The sequence below is a fragment of the Desulfobulbus oralis genome (genome assembly GCF_002952055.1).
In the GTDB taxonomy this organism is placed as follows: Bacteria; Desulfobacterota; Desulfobulbia; order Desulfobulbales; family Desulfobulbaceae; genus Desulfobulbus; species Desulfobulbus oralis.
In genome coordinates this window covers 957,380-974,868 of sequence record NZ_CP021255.1, presented here as the reverse complement: position 1 = coordinate 974,868, position 17,489 = coordinate 957,380, and the positions used below count along the sequence as shown (strand labels likewise).

Below are 17,489 nucleotides of genomic sequence, written 5' to 3'. Positions count from 1 at the left end.
CTCTGGTGCAGATTGCGGCATGACGCCGGGGGAGGAAGCGTCCGCGCCTTCCTCCCCAAAGTTTCCGGCATGGACATGGACTGTCCTTTCCGGCAGCTTTGCAGGTAAAAAATATGTAACATTTTCCGTGCGCAGACAGCAAGCGCACAGAGGAGGCAACAATGAAAGGGAGCACTTTGGCAGGCGCAGGCGGCTTGGCCGGTTTGGCACTGGCAGCGGCCAAAACACTGGGGAAAAGCGGCGCAGCCACTTCCCTGCTTTCCGGGCTGCTGAGCGGCGGCAAAGCGGGTGGCGGCCGCGGGGGCACGGGCAAAGGCCAAGGCGGCGGGGGCATGGGCAAAGGCCAAGGCGGCCGGGGCGGCGCTTCAGGTTCAGGACGCGGCTCCTCCGCGGGCCGTTCCGGGGACGGCGATCTCAGCCAGAACATTCTCAAGGCGCTGCAGAGTCTGGCCGATAGCAAAACGCAAAGGGCCAGCCACGACGAAGATCGGGGGGGTATCCAGGAAAGGGCGCTGCCGGCAGAGCAGGCGCCGGAGACGGGGAAGACTGTTGAGGCCAACCGGCATGAGGCTGAAGCGCTGGCCCTGCTTGAGCGCTGCATCGTCTCCAACATACCGGGGCGCGTTCGTGTACGGCATCCGGGTTTGACCGTGGCGGACGCCTTTGCGCCGCTGGAAAAACTGCTCTTGGCCAAGGGTATTGACGCCGTCAAATTTTCCGCTCGCACCGGTTCGGCCCTGCTCAGCTACGATGCGGGCCGCCTGGACTCTCCGGGTTTTCTGCTTGCGGTTCTGCCGCTGGCCTCCTTTCTGCTCGACTGCGAACAGGCCCTCCAGGCGGCAGGACATGCAGAGTAAAAACAGCGGTCAGGCGCATGCGGCAGAGCCGGGCTGCGGGATCCGGCGCGGTCGCGCCAATCCCGGTGCTCCGGCCCCCTGCACGGACAATACGGTCATTGCAGAGGCCCTGCCATGAGGCCACACAAAGTACGCCGGATCGGTTTTGTGCCGAGGATCACCGTCTATCAGGCCCAGGGAGATGCTGCCAACGGACAGACCGTGCTCGCGCTGGACATGCTTGAGGCCATGCGTCTGGTGGATGCCGAGGGACTGTCCCAGGAAGACGCGGCCAGCAGCATGGGCATTTCGACGCCAACGCTCTGCCGCATTCTCGCCCAGGGGCGCCACCAGACGGCCCTGGCCCTCACCACAGGGAGCAGCCTGGTGATTGCAGGCGGCAATGTCGCCTATTCCGGGGCTGCCCGCCGCCAGGGCAGAGGCTCTGGCCCAGGACAAAGTGCAAGCGGAACCGGGCCGTCCCGTGGCAGCGGACGGGGCCCGGGACACGGGGGCGGATCGGGGCACGGCCTGCATGGCAGGGGCCAGCGGCAGCCGGCGGCGGAGCCTTGTATCGGCAGGCCGCCGGTGCAACCCGGGCAGAGCCATAAAACGGAACCCAGGGCCCAGCCAATGGCGCCTCCAGCAGACACGGCAGCGCCTCTAAAGCAGAGCATCAATCCTCTGGCCATCGAGATGCTCAGGCGTTCCCTGGTCAGCTTTCTGCCCGGCAGGGCACGCATTCGCCATGCAGCTCTCCGCATAACGACTTCTTACGAAGCACTGCGCAAGGCCCTGCTTGCAGGGGGCATTGCCGAGGTGCAGTTCACGGCCGCCACTGGTTCGGCCCTGCTGCTGTATGAGGCGCGCCGATTGGACAATACCGCCTTTTTTGCCGCCGCCGCACCGCTGGGAGAATACCTGCTGCACGCTGAAGGCTGAATGCCGGCCGCAGGGGGCAAGAGGGCCCCGCTCGCCTGCAACGAGTTCAAGCGCCCCCTTCCGCTGCCGGAAGGGTGGAGAGCGAGCGACCAGGTGACCGTGCGACCTGCCGAGCCCCGCTGCAGTGTTTGACCAGAGCCCAGGCGTCGCACCTGTACCTTCAATGCACCTTGTAGGACAGCAGTAAGGCAAATGATAAATGCCCTGCTCTTGTCGCTGCCCCTCTGGTCAAGGCTTACAGTCCAGTGCATGCTCTGGTGGAACGAAGCTCATGAGCATGCGCAGCCTGTGCAGGCCGGGCGCTTCCCCTGGTCCGATTTCCACACCCGAATCTTCCTGGCCACCCTGCAGGCGCACGGCAGTCCCGGATTTGCACCCCGGGAAATATTGCACGCATCCCTTGACTTCAGTTCCCGATTTTCGGAGAATACGGAAAATTGTTCCCGCGTGCCGCTGTCCCATAGACTGTTGGCCTTCAAGCCTGCAAGGCGAGCAGAGCCCCGGCGGGGGGACAAGGCGCCGCATAGGCGCCATAAATCGAAAAATTTGGTCAGTCTGACTCAGGCAAAGACCTTCATGCCGCATGCCGAGTGCTTTGCCAAAACTCTGGGTCCGGCACAAATGCGCTGTGTGGCGGCAGTGCAGCCGCCTGAAAAGCAGGAAGGCAGCCTTCCTGCAATCTAAAAGGTGAGTTATGCAAACAGCCAATCCGGAGAGCGCTTCGCTCAAGCTGCTGGTTCTGGGTTTCAATGAAACTGAACGGCGCCTTTTGCAGGCCATCGTGAAACTGTCCCAACGCCGCACGCCCGCTCTGCACCTGCTTGAGGCAGACGAGGGGCCGGCGGCCGACGTCATTCTGGTGGATGGTCAAAGTCCGGAAGCCATGCAATGGGCAGCCGCACAAGCCTGGCTCGCCAAAAAGGCCGTGGGCTGGGTCGATTGCAGGGGTGAAATTCCGGCCAACCACACGGCCCTCAAGCGGCCGGTACAGTGGCCCATTCTGCCCATGCTCCTTTCCCGGATCATGTTCAAAAACAGCGGCAAAGCCCCCGCCCAGACAGCAACAGCCCAACCCGTTTCTCAGTTCCAGCCGCAGGCGACAGCGAAACCCGGCCCGCCAAAGCTTGAAACCGCCAGCGCCGGCCCGGCCGCTGCCGCGCCCAAAGAGGCGAAGCGGGTCCTGGTGGTGGATGACAGTCTGGCCGTGCGGCAACAGCTGCAATCCTTTCTCGCCAAGCGGGGCATGAACGCCGACTTTGCCGACAGCGGTGACGAGGCCATCGCCCGCTGCCAGAACGTCCCCTATGTCTGCATTCTGCTGGATGTGCTCATGCCCGGCATGGACGGCTACGAGACCTGCCGCCGTATCAAGGCCCTGCCCCACATGCTGAAGCGGGTCAAGGTCATCATGCTCACCAGCCGCACCTCGCCCTTTGACCGGATCCGCGGCAAAATGGCCGGGTGCGACGCCTATCTGACCAAGCCGGTGCAGGCGCAAACGCTGTATACAACCCTGAATGAATATCTGTCAGCGTAACACGCGGCAGCTCTGCTGCCTGCGCTCCTTTTTTCCCAAATAGTCAAGGAGAGAGAAAATGGCTCGTACAATTCTGGCTGTAGATGACAATCCAGCCGATCTCAGCCGTATCGAAAAGCTGCTTTCCAACGCCGGTTACCAGGTGACAACCGCGGTCAACGGTCAGGCTGCCCTGGATGCCGTCAAACAGGCCAAACCGGATTGCGTGGTCATGGATGTCAACATGCCGGTGATGGATGGTTTCGCCGCCACCCGCGCGCTGCGCAACGATCCCAACACCAAGGATCTCCCCGTGGTGCTGGTGACCGCCAAGAATCAGAAGGCCGACAAGGCCTGGGGGCAGATGCTGGGCGCCAAAGGCTATATCACCAAGCCCTACACGGATGCGGATGTGCTGGACGTTCTGCGCAACCTGTAAGTGCAGCCAGCACGAGTCTTTTTAGCCCGGAGAGGTGGATATGGGTACGGATTCAGCAGAACAGGCCATCGCCATGGCGGCAGAGCTCGTCTATCCCGCTCTGATGCCCGTAGCGGCTCTGGAACGGGACTTTGTCCTGGCGCGCGGCGAAACGGGCGTCATGGCGCTCAGGGTCAACAATCGGAAGTCTGCCACCTATGAGGGGGAGCAGAACAGACAGGGCATCCGTGTCGGGGAGCTGGGTCTGATGATCAATTTCGATGACAGCAGCGAACTCACCGACATACCCCAAATATACCACCTTCCCAATACACCCCACTGGCTTCTTGGGGTCGTCAACCTGCATGGCCGCCTCATCCCGGTCTTTGACCTGCTCCGCTTTTTGCACCTGGACAGCTCGCCGGACCAAAGCACCCAGCGACTGCTGATCCTGGGGCACGATGCCGACGCGGCAGGCATTCTCATCGACAACCTGCCCTATCGCCTCAAATGGACGAACGAAAAGCAGAGCGATGCGGATCTGGCCCCGCAGCTCCTCGAACCCCATGTCCGGGCCTGCTGTATGATTGAAGAGCAGATATGGTTTGACCTGGACAGTGATTCGCTGCTGAATGCATTGGAGCGCACACTGGAAGCGAATTAAAGCATAGGGGAAGCGGTTGATGCGCAAGAGTGCACCCTGTGGCCAACCTGTGCATCAACCGATGATTCAGGATAGTGATGACAAGCACCCTTATTATTCGCTGCGTCTTGTTCTGCTCCTGTTGGCTCCCATTTTACAAAGAAAAGAGTAGCGACAGGCTTGGCCATGGAAATACAGGATACCTATCCGTCCCTAGTCTTCAGAAACAAGGAGAAGCAGTAAGGAGGTAAATCAGTACCAGCAGCTCAATTGATGCATGTTTACGGGAACTGATGGCCGGCAAGGCGGCAGCGGACTGCCTGATTGCAGCTTGTTGTCCACGTAATCATTAGCAATGGTCGCGCATACTCCCGGATCATTTTCGAAAAGTGAAGCAGGAGCGTTCTGTCTGCGTCTGAAAGACAGGGCAGCGGTTCAGCGCATCAATCAAAGCCTTGAGGGGCTGCAGTGCGCTGGCACAATGCAGCCCACCCGTGTACGCTGCTTGGGGTGGCCAGAACCAAGAGAAAAATCGCGCGTTCAATGCAGCAAGATACTGTTAAACACCATTGTATCATAGAGGGCAAATGCAATGAACAGACTGTTCCATCATGTCTTTTTCGTCGTCCCGGCACTGCTGCTGGGCCTGTGGACCGGCAGTGCCATGGCCGAGGGCACCTTGAAAGTCGGCGTGCTTGACGATTCTCCACCCATGGTATTTCGCAACGCCGAGGCGGAGATCGTTGGCTATGACGTGGACGTGCTGCAGGAAATTGGCCGGAGAATCGGCAAAAGCATGCAGTTCATGGTGATCCCCTGGGATGAAAAGACAGAGTACCTCAACTCGGGGAAAATTGATGTTATCGCCGCTGCCCTCATGGTTACCGAAGAACGCAAAGGGCTGTATGCCCTGACCGCCCCTGTGGTGAAAAAGTTCACGGAAACGGCCATTGTGGCTGACAGCTCTCCCATGAAGACCACCAATGATCTGAGCGGCAGGACCGTCTGTACAATGGCGGGTTCCTCCTCAAACGCAACAGTGGCCGGGTTCCGGGGGCCAGGGGGCCCGGTAGCGAAGCAGAGTCAGGCGCCGACCCTGGAGGCTTGTCTGGTGCAGGTGGCCTCCGGTGAAGTGGAAAGCGCGGTGATGGACGGTGTGACCTGCGCCTACTATGTAAGACACAATCCCGGACAGTTCCGCATTCTGTCAGGCGAGCTGTCTGTTGGCCAAACCGCCTTTGGACTGCGGAAAAACGAAACCCAGCTGGCGGCTGAATTTGACAGAGCCATTGCGGACATGGAGGCGGACGGCACCATGAAAACCCTTGGCGAACGCTGGTTTGGCAGTCACGAGTAAAATACAGACTAAATCAATCCCCCATTCTTTTTGCAACATGGCGCGTATGAAACCATCTTGTTTTTCCAAAATGCTCATTGCCGGCGCATGTCTTTTGGGCATCCTGGCAGACGGAACAGGTCCTGGCACTGCACAAGCGGAGGACACGCTAACAGTTGGCATCTCGGATGATGTGCCACCCATATGCTTTAGAGACAACGAATCGAAACTGGTCGGTTTCGACGTGGATCTCCTGCAGGAAATAGGGAAACGTCTCTCCAGACCCATAGTGTTCAAGGTTATTGAGTGGGATAAAAAAATCGAGGAACTCAACAGCAAGAATATTGATCTCATAGCCTCAAATCTCAGTATTACTGAGGAGAGAAAAAAAGTCATTGCCTACACCGAGCCATTAATTCAAAACGCCCAGGCCATTATAGTTAATGCAACATCTCCAATACATACAAAAAATGATATTATCGGGAAAAAAGTTTGTCTTCTTCAAGACAGTAACTCCATACCTATTGTTGAACGATTTAATGTAAAATCAGGATCAACAATAAAATTCAGTTTTTCTTCTTTGCATGATTGCCTGATCTCTCTTATATCAGAAGAGGTGGAAGCCGCAGTGCTGGATTTGACGCCACTGACCTACTATTCAAATCAAAATCCTGGGCAATTCCGCATTCTGGCAGATCACTTTGGCGAGGACGATCTTGCCTACGGCCTGCGTCTCAGTGACAGGGCCCTGCTTACACAGTTGAACGAGACAATTCGTGCCATGCAGTTGGATGGCACAATGAAAAGCATTCACGAGCGTTGGTTTGGCAGCGTCAAATAAGCATTTGATCAGCTTAAAGCCTGAAACTGCATCACCAACAAATATCAGTATTTTTACTACTCTATCAGGATTGCCATAAGATGGATATGAAAAATTTCTTTTCCTTTAAAATGGGTATGGTCCTGTTTGCCTCTTTGCTGCTGTTCGGGCCAGGAGCTCAGACAGCAACTGCCGCAGACACACTGGTTGTTGGCGTGAGCGACGATATTCCGCCCATGGTCTTTCGCGATCGGGGCGCGGAGCTGATTGGTTACGATGTGGATCTTTTGCATGAGATCGGCAGGCGCATTAACAAAAAAATCGAATTCAAGGTCATTTCCTGGGATCAAAAAGAACAGGAACTGGCGAACAAAAGCATTGATGTGATTGCCTCCCAGTTGAGTATTACCGAAGAACGTAAAAAAATCCTCCGTTATACCCAGCCGGTCATGCAGAATTTTCAGGCAATCATTGTAGCGGCCGCTTCCCCAATTCAAAACAAGAAGGATTTAGAGGGAAAAACGGTATGCGCGCTGACTGGAGCCTATATTATCGACGAAATTCGCAAACTGCCCGGGCAAAAAATTCAGGTGGAAACGGCTGACGGCAATGAACAATGCCTCGTCAAGCTGCTCGCCGGCGAGGTGGATGCGAGCGTTCTGGACGGAGTGCCCGGCATCTATTACTCCAACCACAACCCGGGTGCCTTTCGCATTCTGCCCGAGGATATTGGCAAGGATGAATATGCGTATGGCATGCGCATATCCGATGCCACGCTGGCAGAGGAATTCAACAGGGCGCTTGCGGCAATCAAAGCCGACGGCACAATGCAGGCCATTCGTGAACGCTGGCTTGGCAAAGGCAAATAGAAACGGCAACACGCCGGGACGGATGGGGAGACAACAAATCTATCGGGGGATGCAATGAAAGGTTTTTTCTGGAGAAAACTATCCGTCGTTCCCGCATTGCTTACGATCCTGTGGGCAGGGAGCGGGCATGCCGAGGAAACCCTGATGGTGGGGGTACTTGCCGACAATCCGCCCATGGTCTTTCGCGATGCCGACACGAAATTTGTCGGTTATGACGTGGATGTTTTACAGGAAGTCGGCAGGCGAATCGGCAAAACCATGCAATTCAAGGTCATCAACTGGGATCAGAAAACAGAAGAGCTGAACGGCAAGCAGATCGACGTCATCGCTTCCGGTCTCAGTATCACGGAAGAACGCAAAAAGATCTATGCCTTTACCGACCCGGTGGTTCAGAAGTATACTCAAATGCTTATCGTGAACACTGCCTCGCCCATCAAAGCGCGGGACGACCTGGGCGGTAAAACGGTTTGTGTCATGGAAGGCGCTTCAGCTGGCGAACTGGTGCAGGACTTCCGGAGCGCCAGCGGCCAGACAGCCAAAGTTCAGACAGCGCCCACCATGGAAGGCTGCCTGATACAGCTGACGGCGGGCGAGACGGACAGTGCCGTGATGGATGGGGTGACCTGTGAATATTATATCAAACACAACCCCGGACAGTTTCGTATCGTGCCCGGAGCTCTGAGCAAACGCCAAACTGCCTTTGCCCTGCGTCTTGAAGACAGAGCCCTGCTCGGCACATTCAACGACGCGCTTAAAGCCATGGAGGCTGACGGCACCATGAAAAGACTTCGTGAGCGCTGGCTGGGCGACATAAACTAGGCTCAGGTGTGAACGGGGCAGCGGCGTTGCACCACCACGATGTTTTTAACCAGCCTGTAGAAAACTATTCTGGCTGCATACAACAAATTATAAATCTATGGCTTTAACCGTATGCTCTGCATCTGTGGAATGTACAACGTGATATCAGCCTTTCAACGGGTTGTTACGTTCATTTTTCTCCTGGGGAGGTTTACAATGAAACAATTATTCTTTTTCAGCGCATTCATTTGTCTCAGTTTACTGCTGCCACTTTCATCAGAAGCGCAGGAGACTGCGCTTAAAGTCGGCGTGACGGACGTGTTCGCCCCCATGTGCATTCGCAACGACCAGGGCAAGCTCGTCGGTTATGAAGTGGATCTCCTGCAGGAAATAGGCAAAAGAATCAACAAAACCATAGAACTTCAGGTCATTGATTGGAGCAGAAAAGACGAGCTGCTCGACAGTCGCAGCGTCGATCTGCTCGCCTCCGGCCTGAATGTCACGCCCGAGCGGCGAAAAATTTACGCGTTCACCATGCCTTTCATAAAAAATGCCCAGGCGATCGTGGTGGCCGCGGATTCTTCCATCCGCTCCAAAAGCGATCTGGCAGGCAAAACGGTCTGCATGGAAGCGGGCACTTTTTCCGTGCCGGCAGTCGAAAAATTCAAAGACGCATCCGGCAAGGGCATCGCTAAATTAGAGCAGCTTCCCGGGGCGGACGGCTGCCTGAAGGCGCTGCTTGACGGTTCTGCCGATGCCTCGGTGCAGGATTCCCTGCCGGCTTCCTATTATGTCGCCAACTCGCCTGGGGTATTCCATATTCTGGCTGAAAACTTTGGTGAAAACGAGATAGCCTTCGGCCTGCGCAAAACAGATGCCGAACTGCTGGCCCAGTTCGACAAGGCACTTGCGGCAATCAAAGCCGATGGCACCCTGGACCGCATCACGAAGAAATGGTTTGGCGCCGCCAAAAAGGATTACAAATAAAACAGCGGCTGAAAAGCCCAACAAGGAGAGACTCTCATGAATTTAAAACGATACATCACTCTATTCACCATTGCCCTTGTCGTGGTTCTGGGCTTGTTGGCCTTCCAGTTCAACCGGCTGCGTAACGCGTCTGCTCAACTGACCAAAGCCCAGGCCAGCCAGATTCAGTCCTACCGGCTGGCCTCCGAGTTGTGGCAGAGCATCGACGACCAGACCCGACTGGCCATGAACTACGCCGTTACCGGCGACGCCAAGTTCGAACGCGATTACAACGCGGTCATCGATATCCGGAACGGCAAGCTGGAGCGGCCGCTCCACTATCATCACGTCTACTGGGATCTGGTCTCGGGCGGCCAACCCGCCCGCGAAGGTTCGGGCGTGACCAAATCGCTCCTGGACCTGATGCGTGAAGCCGGTTTCAGTAAGGAAGAGTTCGCTGCTCTGGAACAGGTGGAAAGCAGCGCCCGCGATCTGGTGCGCCTGGAGAATCAGGCCATCTATGCGGTCAAAGGCCGCTATCTGGACGCTTCCAACACCTTTGGCCGCCTGGGCAAGCCGGACCGCGATTTCGCCATCCGCCTGCTCAACGGCACTGAATACCTGCAGGCCAAAGCGCAGACCATGCTGCCGCTGGAAGACTTCTTCCACCACATGGAGGAGCGTACCAAGGGCGAAATCGAAGCCGCGGAATCCGCGCAGAGGCAGGCGCAGACACTCTTCATCAGCCTCTTCCTTGCCGCCCTGATCCTCATTGGCCTCGTCTCCTTCCTGATGCTGGCCCAATCCAAAAGAGACCTGGAAAGGACGGAAAGCGAAAAGAAAAGAACCGAGCGTGAAAACGAACAGCTGAACGACTCGGTCATCAACATTCTGCAGGCAGTGAACCAGCTCTCGCAAAGAGACTTAACAGTCAGAGCGCCTGTGACCGAAGATGTTATCGGCACGATTTCCGACTCCATCAACGCCCTGGCCGAGGAAACCGCCCGCGTGCTGATGGGCGTCACCGATATCGCCGGCCATGTGGCCCAGGCGTCCGGCAACGTGAAATCAAGAGCCGAGCAGGTTACCAGGACCGCGGAAGAGGAACGGACAAACGTCAACCAGATGATGGAATCGCTGTTTGAAGCGACCCAGACCATGAACCAGGTGGCGGCCCTGGCCGAACAGAGCAACATTTCCGCCGGTGAGGCCACCGAGGTTACCCATAACGCTCTGGGCACCGTTACCGACACGGTCCGCGACATGGAATCCATCCGCGAGACCATTGCCGAAACCGAAAAACGCATCAAGCGCCTGGGCGAGCGTTCCCAGGAAATCAGCGGCATCGTCAATCTGATCAACACCATCGCCGAACGCACGCACGTCCTGGCCCTGAACGCCTCCATGCAGGCCGCCGTCGCCGGTGAGGCCGGGCGCGGCTTCGCGGTCGTTGCCGAAGAGGTGCAGCGGCTGGCGGAAAGCTCGCGTAACGCTACCGAGCAGATCGCCACCCTGGTGAACAACATCCAGGTGGAAACAAACGAAACCATCAACACCGTGAACAAGACCATCGAACAGGTTGTCGCCGGTTCCGAGCAGGCCCAGAAGGCTGGCGAGCAGATGCGGCGCACGCAGGAAATTACCGCCCAGCTCGTCGAGCAGGTTCGCCACATTGCCGGCGCTTCCGAACAGCAGAAGGCCATGAGCGCCCAGCTGCTGGAAGCTGTCCAGAAGATTGGTAGCAGTACCGAGAACACCGCCGAGCAGATTCAGGCGCAGAACCGGGAGACCGACTCCCTGCTCGACACTGCCCGCCAGCTCGTTGATTCCGTCAGCGTCTTCAAGCTGCCGCAGGCAGCCTGAGTTGGAGCCGCAAACCCAAGAGGGGGGTGCATACCGTGAAACTGAACGACCTGATCGAGGCACTGGCCGGAGAAATCGAACTGATGAAGCCGCATCTGGACGAAAGTCTGGAACAGCTTGCCACGCTTGGTTTCGAAGACAACGCCTTCATAGACGCTATGGATCAGTATAGCGGACAGGTACAGCGTATGGGCGAAGCCGCTGAAATGGCGGGATTTCCCGGCCTGCAGGCAGTATGCACCCATGTTCTTGACAATACCCTGCTGCTGGCCTCCCAAACGGCGGAGGAACGGAAGGAGACGGTCGAATTTCTGCACAATTGGCCGGATCGCATGGTTTACTACCTGCGCCACACCGAGGATCCATCCGCCGCCGCCGGACTGGTGGACATGCTCTGCCGCGCCCCCAGCCCGATGGAGGAGGAGCAGGCCCTCAAAGTCACCTACCAGCTCGGCGTGATGCCGGCCCAGCTCAAGGGGCCGGCCGCAGGCGGAGCGGAAAACCTGCGGCCCCTGCTGGCGCATCCCGAGGATGTGGCCCTGGTGTTGCCCGAGGATGTGGATCCCAAGGTTATCGAGGGCTTCCTGCAGGAGGCGCCCGGGCAGGCCGCCCATCTCATCAGGCTGATCCGCAGCATCGTGGCTGGCTCGGGCGACGGCTCCGACCTGACGGCTGCCAAGCGGGTGGCCCATACCCTGAAAGGCTCCGGCGCGATCATCGGCCTGAAGGGGCTGGTCTCCCTGGGGCACAACCTGGAAGACATTCTCGAATACTTCGAACTGCACCAGGAGGACAACAAGGTCGGCAAGACGGTGGGCGATATCCTGCTGGACGGGGCCTACTGTCTGGAGCAGATGGTCAACTACGTCAACGGCAGCGACGAATATCCGCAGCAGGCACAAAGCGTGCTGCAGGGCATTCTGGATCTGGCCAACCTGATTGACCGCGGCGACGACCTGAGCCAGCTCGTACGCCGGGCTCCGGCAGGCGGCGGAGCACAGATGCCGGTCCCTGCCGTATCGACCAGTCCGGTCCCGGGCATCAAGGCGGTCGGGGGTGTCGATCAGGGCACCGCCGCCACCCTGCGCGTCAATCTCAAACTCATCGAGGAACTGTTCCGGATCTCGGGCGAGGTTTCGGTGACCAGCGCCGCCATGGAGGCCAGCCTGAAGAAGCTGGGCTTGCAGGCCAGAGAGTTGGTGCGCCAGAATCTGCGCGTCCAGCGCCGCCTGATGGAACTGGAGAACCTGGTGGACATTCGCGCGCTCACCATGATGCGCGCCCGGAACCGGCGTGCGGAGGATACGGAATTCGACCCGCTGGAAATGGACCAGTACAGCGAGTTGCACAGCACCACCCATGCCCTGGCCGAAGAGACGGGCGACCTCCGCGTGCTGACCCACGCGCTCGAGGGGACGATCTCCTCGGTTTCCGCCATCCAGTCGCGCCAGCAGATTTTTTCCCGAGACCTCCAGCATCTGGTCAACGGCACCCGCATGACCGAAGTGGGCGTTCTGGAGACCCGCCTGCAACGCAATGTGCGCACCACCGCCAAGGCCACCGGCAAGGAGGCTGTGCTCGAACTCAAAGGCGGCGACACCCTGATCGACAGCGACGTGTTGAACAAGCTGGCCGAACCGCTCCTGCACCTCCTGCGCAACGCGGTCGACCACGGGCTGGAATCGCCTGAGGACCGCATTGCCTGCGGCAAGCCGCCGGCAGGCCACATCACCCTGTCCTTTGCCCTGCAGGGCCAGCAGATCGCCCTGCGCTGCTCGGATGACGGCCGGGGCCTCGACTATGACGCCATTGCCAAACGGGGCGTCGAAAAGGGCCTGATCCCGGCCAGGCACACGGACATCAGTGAAGAGGAACTGGCCCGGCTCATCCTGGCGCCGGGCTTCTCGACCAACACGGAAGTCACCGAAATTTCCGGGCGCGGCGTTGGCCTCGATGTGGTGCATGAATGGGTCAGCGACAGGCACGGGACGATGCAGGTCTTCTCCAGGCCTGGCGAAGGCTGCACCTTTGAACTGCATTTTGCCGCGAGTCTCTCCACCGTCTACTCCATCATCGTCGGCCTTGGCGAGCACCGCTATGCCCTGCCCTCCATCAGCGTGTCGCAGGCGGTGCCGCGGGGCGCCGGCAGCTTTGACCGCCTGGGCGGCCAGCTCTTCTACCGCCAGGGCGAAAAGGCCATGGTCGCTCTGTTCATGGCGGATCTGGTCGGTCTGCCGCTGGATCCGGAGAAGCCTCTGAACGACTATGATGTCATCATCGTCCATCTGGCGGACAAGACCCGTGCCCTTCTGGTGGACAGCCTCGTCGATGCCCGGGAACTGCTCGTCGTCTATCCCGGCCGCTTCGGTCGCCATGCCCGCGGCGTGGCCGGTCTGTCCATCCTGGGCGACGGCAGCGTGGCGGTGGACATCGATGTGCCCCAGCTCCTGGCCGGCGCCGTCAGAAAGACCCAGGCCCCGGTCCGGCAGGATGCCGGCGCCGAACAGGCCGCCCAGCGGCAGGGCCGCAAAAGCGTGCTCGTGGTCGACGATGCCCTGACCGTGCGCAACTCCCTGCAGGAGCTGCTGACGGACGCCGGCTTCGACACCGGCACGGCCAAGGACGGCATGGAGGCCGTCTCCATGCTGGACACGCTCAAGCCGGATATAGTCCTTACCGATCTGGAGATGCCCAACATGAACGGCATCGAACTGACCAGCTACATACGGAACAAAGAGGAAACCAAAAACCTGCCGGTCATCATGATCACCTCGCGTTCCCTGGAAAAACACCGGGCTCTGGCCGACAGTGCCGGCGTGAACCAGTATATCACCAAGCCCTACAACGACAACGATCTGCTCAAGGTCATCAACAGGGCGCTGGCCACTGCCGCCTGAGGCCGGGGACAGGCGGCCTGCACCCATAGAGGGACTCGAAATGGCTCAAACGACATCAACAGAACATGGCGCTGTGCTCCTCCGCGCCGACAAGCTGCGGCTGCTTGTTCCGCAGGCCGAGATCGGGGAGATCGAGCACCTGGACACCCTGCCCACGCAGAGCGGTCTGCCGGGCTTTCTGACCGTTCCGGGCCAGGACGATGTCTGCTACATTGTGCTTGCCCAGGATTTCACCCTGCTCGACACTTGTCCTGAAGATCGCTTCATCACCACGAAGATCGTGACCGCCGAGGGCATAACCACCCAGTGGTGCTGGTCGGAGGCCAGGACGCTGCCCGACTTCGCTCCGGAAATCCATGAGCTGCCCGACGTGCTGCTCAACGCGGCTTCGCCGGTCCGGCAGTATACGCTCATGGACGGGCAGCCGGTTTTTGTCTGCTCTGCAAAGACCCTGCAACATCTGCTCTTGGGGGCATAAGATGAGTGATCAGGAAGCGCTTCAGGAAATGACGAGCACTCTGGCCCTTGGAGAGAGCCGGAATGGAACGGAGCACAGGAAAACGGCCCCGGCCCGTATCGTGGCATTCGCCAGCGGCCACCATCTGGCCCTGCCGCTGCACACGACCCTTGAAATCGTCGAAAATCCGGACATCTTCCCTGTGCCCGGCGCTGCCCCCCATGCACGGGGCCTGCTGCTCTGGCAGGACAAGTGGATACCGGTCATTGATCTGGCCCGGCTGCTCCTGCCACAGACCGCGCCCGCGGCGGAGCCCCCCAAATACATCCTGGTGCTGGCCTTTCAGCGCGTTCCCGGGCAGCCGCTGGAATACGGCGCCTTGGTGCTGCCGGCGCTGCCGGAAACCGTGTTTGTGGATGACAGCATGGCCTGCGAACTGCCAAACGACAGTCCGCTCTGGCCGGCCATCAGCCTTTCCTGCTTCAGCTACAGGGACGAGGCCATTCCCATCGTGGACACGGGCCGTCTGCTTGGCCGGAGCTACGAATAGGGCCGGCCCACCTCTGCACAGGGGCAGCGCGGCAGGCGCTGCCCTTTTTGTATGCAGCCTACTCCATCATGTGGATCCGCTCGCAGTCCGGGCAGATCCAGGTCGGGCCATTGCTCATGCCCCACCTGTTTTCCTCGAAGCATTCCGGGCAGATCTGAAAACCGCACACACAGTTCCAGCAGAAGGGCTTTTCCTGGCCGCAGCAGTGGCAGCGAAATGTTTTCCGGCGGCGTTTCGGCGTGTCCCGCCCTTTGGCGTCAGCGGCCATCGTGCGCCTCCGCGAGCTCCTCGTCCAGCCAGGCGCCATACGCCTGCGTAACATCCAGAATGGCGGTGGCGAAAATCTCCGGCACCTCGTAGGGATGCAGGGAACGGATCAGGGCGACAAGCTCCGGCCACAGGTCGGCGCGCGTCTTGATGGCGCAGCGAAACTCCCGGCCTCGTTCGATCCGCCCCTGCCAGCGGTACGCCGACCAGCAGGGCACCACCTGGACGCTGGCGGCGAGGCGTTTTTCCAGAAGCGCCTGGGCCAGCCGCTCGGCCCGGGCATTGGTGTCGATGGTGGTCGTGACCTGAATATAGTCTTTCATGGGCAATCCCTCCAAAAAGAAAGGCTCCTGCCCCGGACAGATCTGGCAGGATGCTGCAAAATAGACTACTCTGGCGGCCGCTTCAAGACAGAGCCGCCACCTTTCAGTAAGAGTTCGGGAGAAAGCATGCTTTTCGTGGTCGATGTGGGCAATGCGCATACCGTAAGCGGCCTGTACGATGGCCGGCGCCTGCTGCGCAGTTGGCGCATGCAGTCGCACCAGGACCGGACGGCGGACGAGCTGGCCCTGCGCTATCACGGCCTGTTGCACATGCTGGGGCTGGATTTTACGGCCATCCAAGGCTTTATCGTGGCCTCGGTGGTGCCCGCCCTGGAAACGAGCTGGCTGGGCTTTGCCCGCACGGCCCTCAGCGCTCTCCGCCGGCCGCCCCTGGCCGTACATGCCGGCATGCGCTTTGACATGGAGATCCGGGTCGAGCAGCCCGAAGAACTGGGCGCTGACCGGATTGTCAACGCGGTGGCGGCCTGGGAGCAGATCCATGCGCCGCTCATCGTGATCGATTTCGGCACGGCCATCACCTTCGACTGCGTGGGCGCTGGGCCGGCCTATCTGGGCGGCACCATCCATCCAGGCATCGGCATTTCCCTGGACGCGCTGGCAAGCCGCACCGCCAAACTGCCCCGGCTGGACATCAATGCCATACCGGAGCAGGCCATCGGCACCAGCACGGTCAAGGCCATCCACTCGGGCATGCTCTACGGCTTTGGCGGACTGGTGGACCGCATGGTCGAGGTGCTGGGCCGGCAGATGGTGCCGGAGGGCCCGGTGGCCACCATCGCCACCGGCGGCATGGCCGCCCTCGTCAAACCCTATATGCGCAGCGTCGAGCGCGTCGACGAAGAGCTGACCCTGAAGGGACTGGCCCTGCTCTTTGCCCGCAATACCGGGGGCAGGCCATGACCGACACATGCCGCCTGCCCCCGCCCCTGCACCGGGGCGATGCCCTTGGCCTCTTCTGCCCGGCCGGCCCGCCGAAGGATCCGGAGCTGCTGTATCGAGGCATAGGCCTGCTCAGGGATGCCGGGTTCCGGGTGCATGAGGAGGGCCATATCGGGCCAAGACCCGGCGAGTATCTGGCCGACACCGATGCAGCCCGGGCGGCAGCCCTGCACCGGCTCTGGGAAAACGAGGAAATCCGGGCCGTGATGGCGGTACGCGGCGGCTACGGTTGTCTGCGGCTCATGCCGCTGCTGGATGCAGGTCTGCTCGCGCGCCACTGCAAGTGGCTGATCGGCTTCAGCGATCTGAGCCTGCTTTTGAACCACGTATCAGGCACGGCCGGCTGCGTCTGCCTGCACGGCCCCATGGCCGCCTCGCTCAGCCGCTGCCGGCCGGAAGACCGGGAGCAGCTCTTCGCCTGGCTGGCGGGCCGCATACCCGAAAGCGTGCCGCTGCCCGGCATGGAAATCCTGCGCGACGGCGGCCCCGCTGCCTCAGGGCAGGGCCGGCTCGTGGGCGGCAATCTGGCCACCCTGGTGCATGCGCTGGCCACCCCCTGGGACAGGCCCTTTGACGGCTGCGTGCTCTTTCTGGAAGACACCGGCGAATATCTCTACCGGCTGGACCGGATGCTGACCCAGCTTGCCCAGGCAGGCCGGCTCGACCGTCTGGCCGGGCTTCTGCTGGGCGATTTCGATAGTGGCGCCGACAACCGCACGACCAGGCTTCGGCTGCAGGAAGGCCTGTGGCGTCGCGTGCTGGAACTGGCGCCGCCGGGTTTTCCCATCTGGGCGGGCCTGCCCTTTGGCCATCAGGGCCAAAACATGCCCCTGCCCATCGGCATGCACTGCCGGATGGACGCCGCCAGCGGCCGGCTGCTGCTTTTGCCTTAGCTCCCGGCTCCGGTCGGAACGACAACCAAGGCACAGTCCCAAAAAGCGATGCCCGGGGCGATCGGGCCGCATCGCCTTGGTGTTCCTGGTCAGCCTGAGCGGCCTCATGCCGCACTCCTTCCGGAGCAGCCATGC

The 17,489-nt window shown here is 59.9% G+C and carries 19 protein-coding genes; 17 read left to right on the top strand and 2 right to left on the bottom strand.

What is annotated here, in order from left to right:
- The first annotated feature begins 161 nt into the window (after positions 1-161).
- The 15 genes from CAY53_RS12895 to CAY53_RS04200 all read left to right on the top strand — a co-directional run bounded on the left by CAY53_RS12895 (position 162) and on the right by CAY53_RS04200 (position 14,911).
- Positions 162-857, top strand: coding sequence for a hypothetical protein (locus tag CAY53_RS12895; RefSeq protein WP_181040419.1), 696 nt, complete (start codon positions 162-164; stop codon positions 855-857).
- The gene (locus tag CAY53_RS13700; RefSeq protein ID WP_281261043.1) at positions 847-975 is read left to right on the top strand and encodes a hypothetical protein; all 129 of its coding nucleotides are present in this window, start codon (positions 847-849) and stop codon (positions 973-975) included. The genes CAY53_RS12895 and CAY53_RS13700 overlap by 11 nt, the downstream gene beginning before the upstream one ends.
- Positions 972-1,778 (top strand): DUF134 domain-containing protein, encoded by an 807-nt coding sequence (locus tag CAY53_RS04265; protein ID WP_104936083.1) that lies wholly within the window; start codon positions 972-974, stop codon positions 1,776-1,778. Before CAY53_RS13700 ends, CAY53_RS04265 begins: the two co-directional genes overlap by 4 nt.
- A 694-nt stretch (positions 1,779-2,472) precedes the next feature.
- On the top strand, positions 2,473-3,315 hold the full coding sequence (locus CAY53_RS04255) for a response regulator (protein WP_104936082.1): 843 nt from the start codon (positions 2,473-2,475) through the stop codon (positions 3,313-3,315).
- Between the two features lie 58 nt (positions 3,316-3,373).
- Positions 3,374-3,733 (top strand): response regulator, encoded by a 360-nt coding sequence (locus tag CAY53_RS04250; RefSeq protein WP_017865661.1) that lies wholly within the window; start codon positions 3,374-3,376, stop codon positions 3,731-3,733.
- Between the two features lie 40 nt (positions 3,734-3,773).
- On the top strand, positions 3,774-4,376 hold the full coding sequence (locus CAY53_RS04245) for a chemotaxis protein CheW (protein ID WP_104936081.1): 603 nt from the start codon (positions 3,774-3,776) through the stop codon (positions 4,374-4,376).
- Positions 4,377-4,947: 571 nt separating this feature from the next.
- Complete coding sequence (locus tag CAY53_RS04240; RefSeq protein ID WP_104936080.1) at positions 4,948-5,712, top strand: substrate-binding periplasmic protein; 765 nt, start codon at positions 4,948-4,950, stop codon at positions 5,710-5,712.
- A 46-nt stretch (positions 5,713-5,758) separates the two neighbouring features.
- The gene (locus CAY53_RS04235) at positions 5,759-6,532 is read left to right on the top strand and encodes a substrate-binding periplasmic protein (RefSeq protein ID WP_245874881.1); all 774 of its coding nucleotides are present in this window, start codon (positions 5,759-5,761) and stop codon (positions 6,530-6,532) included.
- 80 nt (positions 6,533-6,612) lie between these two features.
- Positions 6,613-7,380, top strand: a complete 768-nt coding sequence (locus CAY53_RS04230; RefSeq protein ID WP_104936078.1) for a substrate-binding periplasmic protein — start codon at positions 6,613-6,615, stop codon at positions 7,378-7,380.
- 144 nt (positions 7,381-7,524) lie between these two features.
- Positions 7,525-8,199, top strand: a complete 675-nt coding sequence (locus CAY53_RS04225; protein ID WP_104937430.1) for a substrate-binding periplasmic protein — start codon at positions 7,525-7,527, stop codon at positions 8,197-8,199.
- Between the two features lie 195 nt (positions 8,200-8,394).
- Positions 8,395-9,165, top strand: a complete 771-nt coding sequence (locus CAY53_RS04220; protein ID WP_104936077.1) for a substrate-binding periplasmic protein — start codon at positions 8,395-8,397, stop codon at positions 9,163-9,165.
- A 36-nt stretch (positions 9,166-9,201) separates the two neighbouring features.
- Entirely contained in the window at positions 9,202-11,007 is a 1,806-nt protein-coding gene (locus CAY53_RS04215) for a methyl-accepting chemotaxis protein (protein WP_104936076.1), read from the top strand.
- A 35-nt stretch (positions 11,008-11,042) separates the two neighbouring features.
- Positions 11,043-13,904: a hybrid sensor histidine kinase/response regulator gene (locus CAY53_RS04210; protein WP_146106392.1), complete on the top strand. Its 2,862-nt coding sequence runs from the start codon at positions 11,043-11,045 to the stop codon at positions 13,902-13,904.
- Between the two features lie 40 nt (positions 13,905-13,944).
- Positions 13,945-14,382, top strand: a complete 438-nt coding sequence (locus tag CAY53_RS12890; RefSeq protein ID WP_181040418.1) for a hypothetical protein — start codon at positions 13,945-13,947, stop codon at positions 14,380-14,382.
- A 1-nt stretch (position 14,383) separates the two neighbouring features.
- Positions 14,384-14,911, top strand: a complete 528-nt coding sequence (locus CAY53_RS04200; RefSeq protein ID WP_181040417.1) for a chemotaxis protein CheW — start codon at positions 14,384-14,386, stop codon at positions 14,909-14,911.
- Between the two features lie 58 nt (positions 14,912-14,969).
- Here CAY53_RS04200 and CAY53_RS04195 read toward each other — a convergent pair whose 3' ends face one another.
- Both CAY53_RS04195 and cutA read right to left on the bottom strand, forming a co-directional pair.
- Positions 14,970-15,179, bottom strand: coding sequence for a hypothetical protein (locus CAY53_RS04195; protein ID WP_104936072.1), 210 nt, complete (start codon positions 15,177-15,179; stop codon positions 14,970-14,972).
- The gene (gene cutA, locus CAY53_RS04190; protein WP_104937429.1) at positions 15,169-15,501 is read right to left on the bottom strand and encodes a divalent-cation tolerance protein CutA; all 333 of its coding nucleotides are present in this window, start codon (positions 15,499-15,501) and stop codon (positions 15,169-15,171) included. The genes CAY53_RS04195 and cutA overlap by 11 nt, the downstream gene beginning before the upstream one ends.
- Positions 15,502-15,627: 126 nt before the next feature.
- Between cutA and CAY53_RS04185 the strand changes: the two genes are divergently transcribed.
- Entirely contained in the window at positions 15,628-16,422 is a 795-nt protein-coding gene (locus tag CAY53_RS04185) for a type III pantothenate kinase (RefSeq protein WP_104936071.1), read from the top strand.
- On the top strand, positions 16,419-17,354 hold the full coding sequence (locus CAY53_RS04180) for a S66 peptidase family protein (RefSeq protein WP_104936070.1): 936 nt from the start codon (positions 16,419-16,421) through the stop codon (positions 17,352-17,354). Before CAY53_RS04185 ends, CAY53_RS04180 begins: the two co-directional genes overlap by 4 nt.
- Positions 17,355-17,489: the final 135 nt, after the last annotated feature.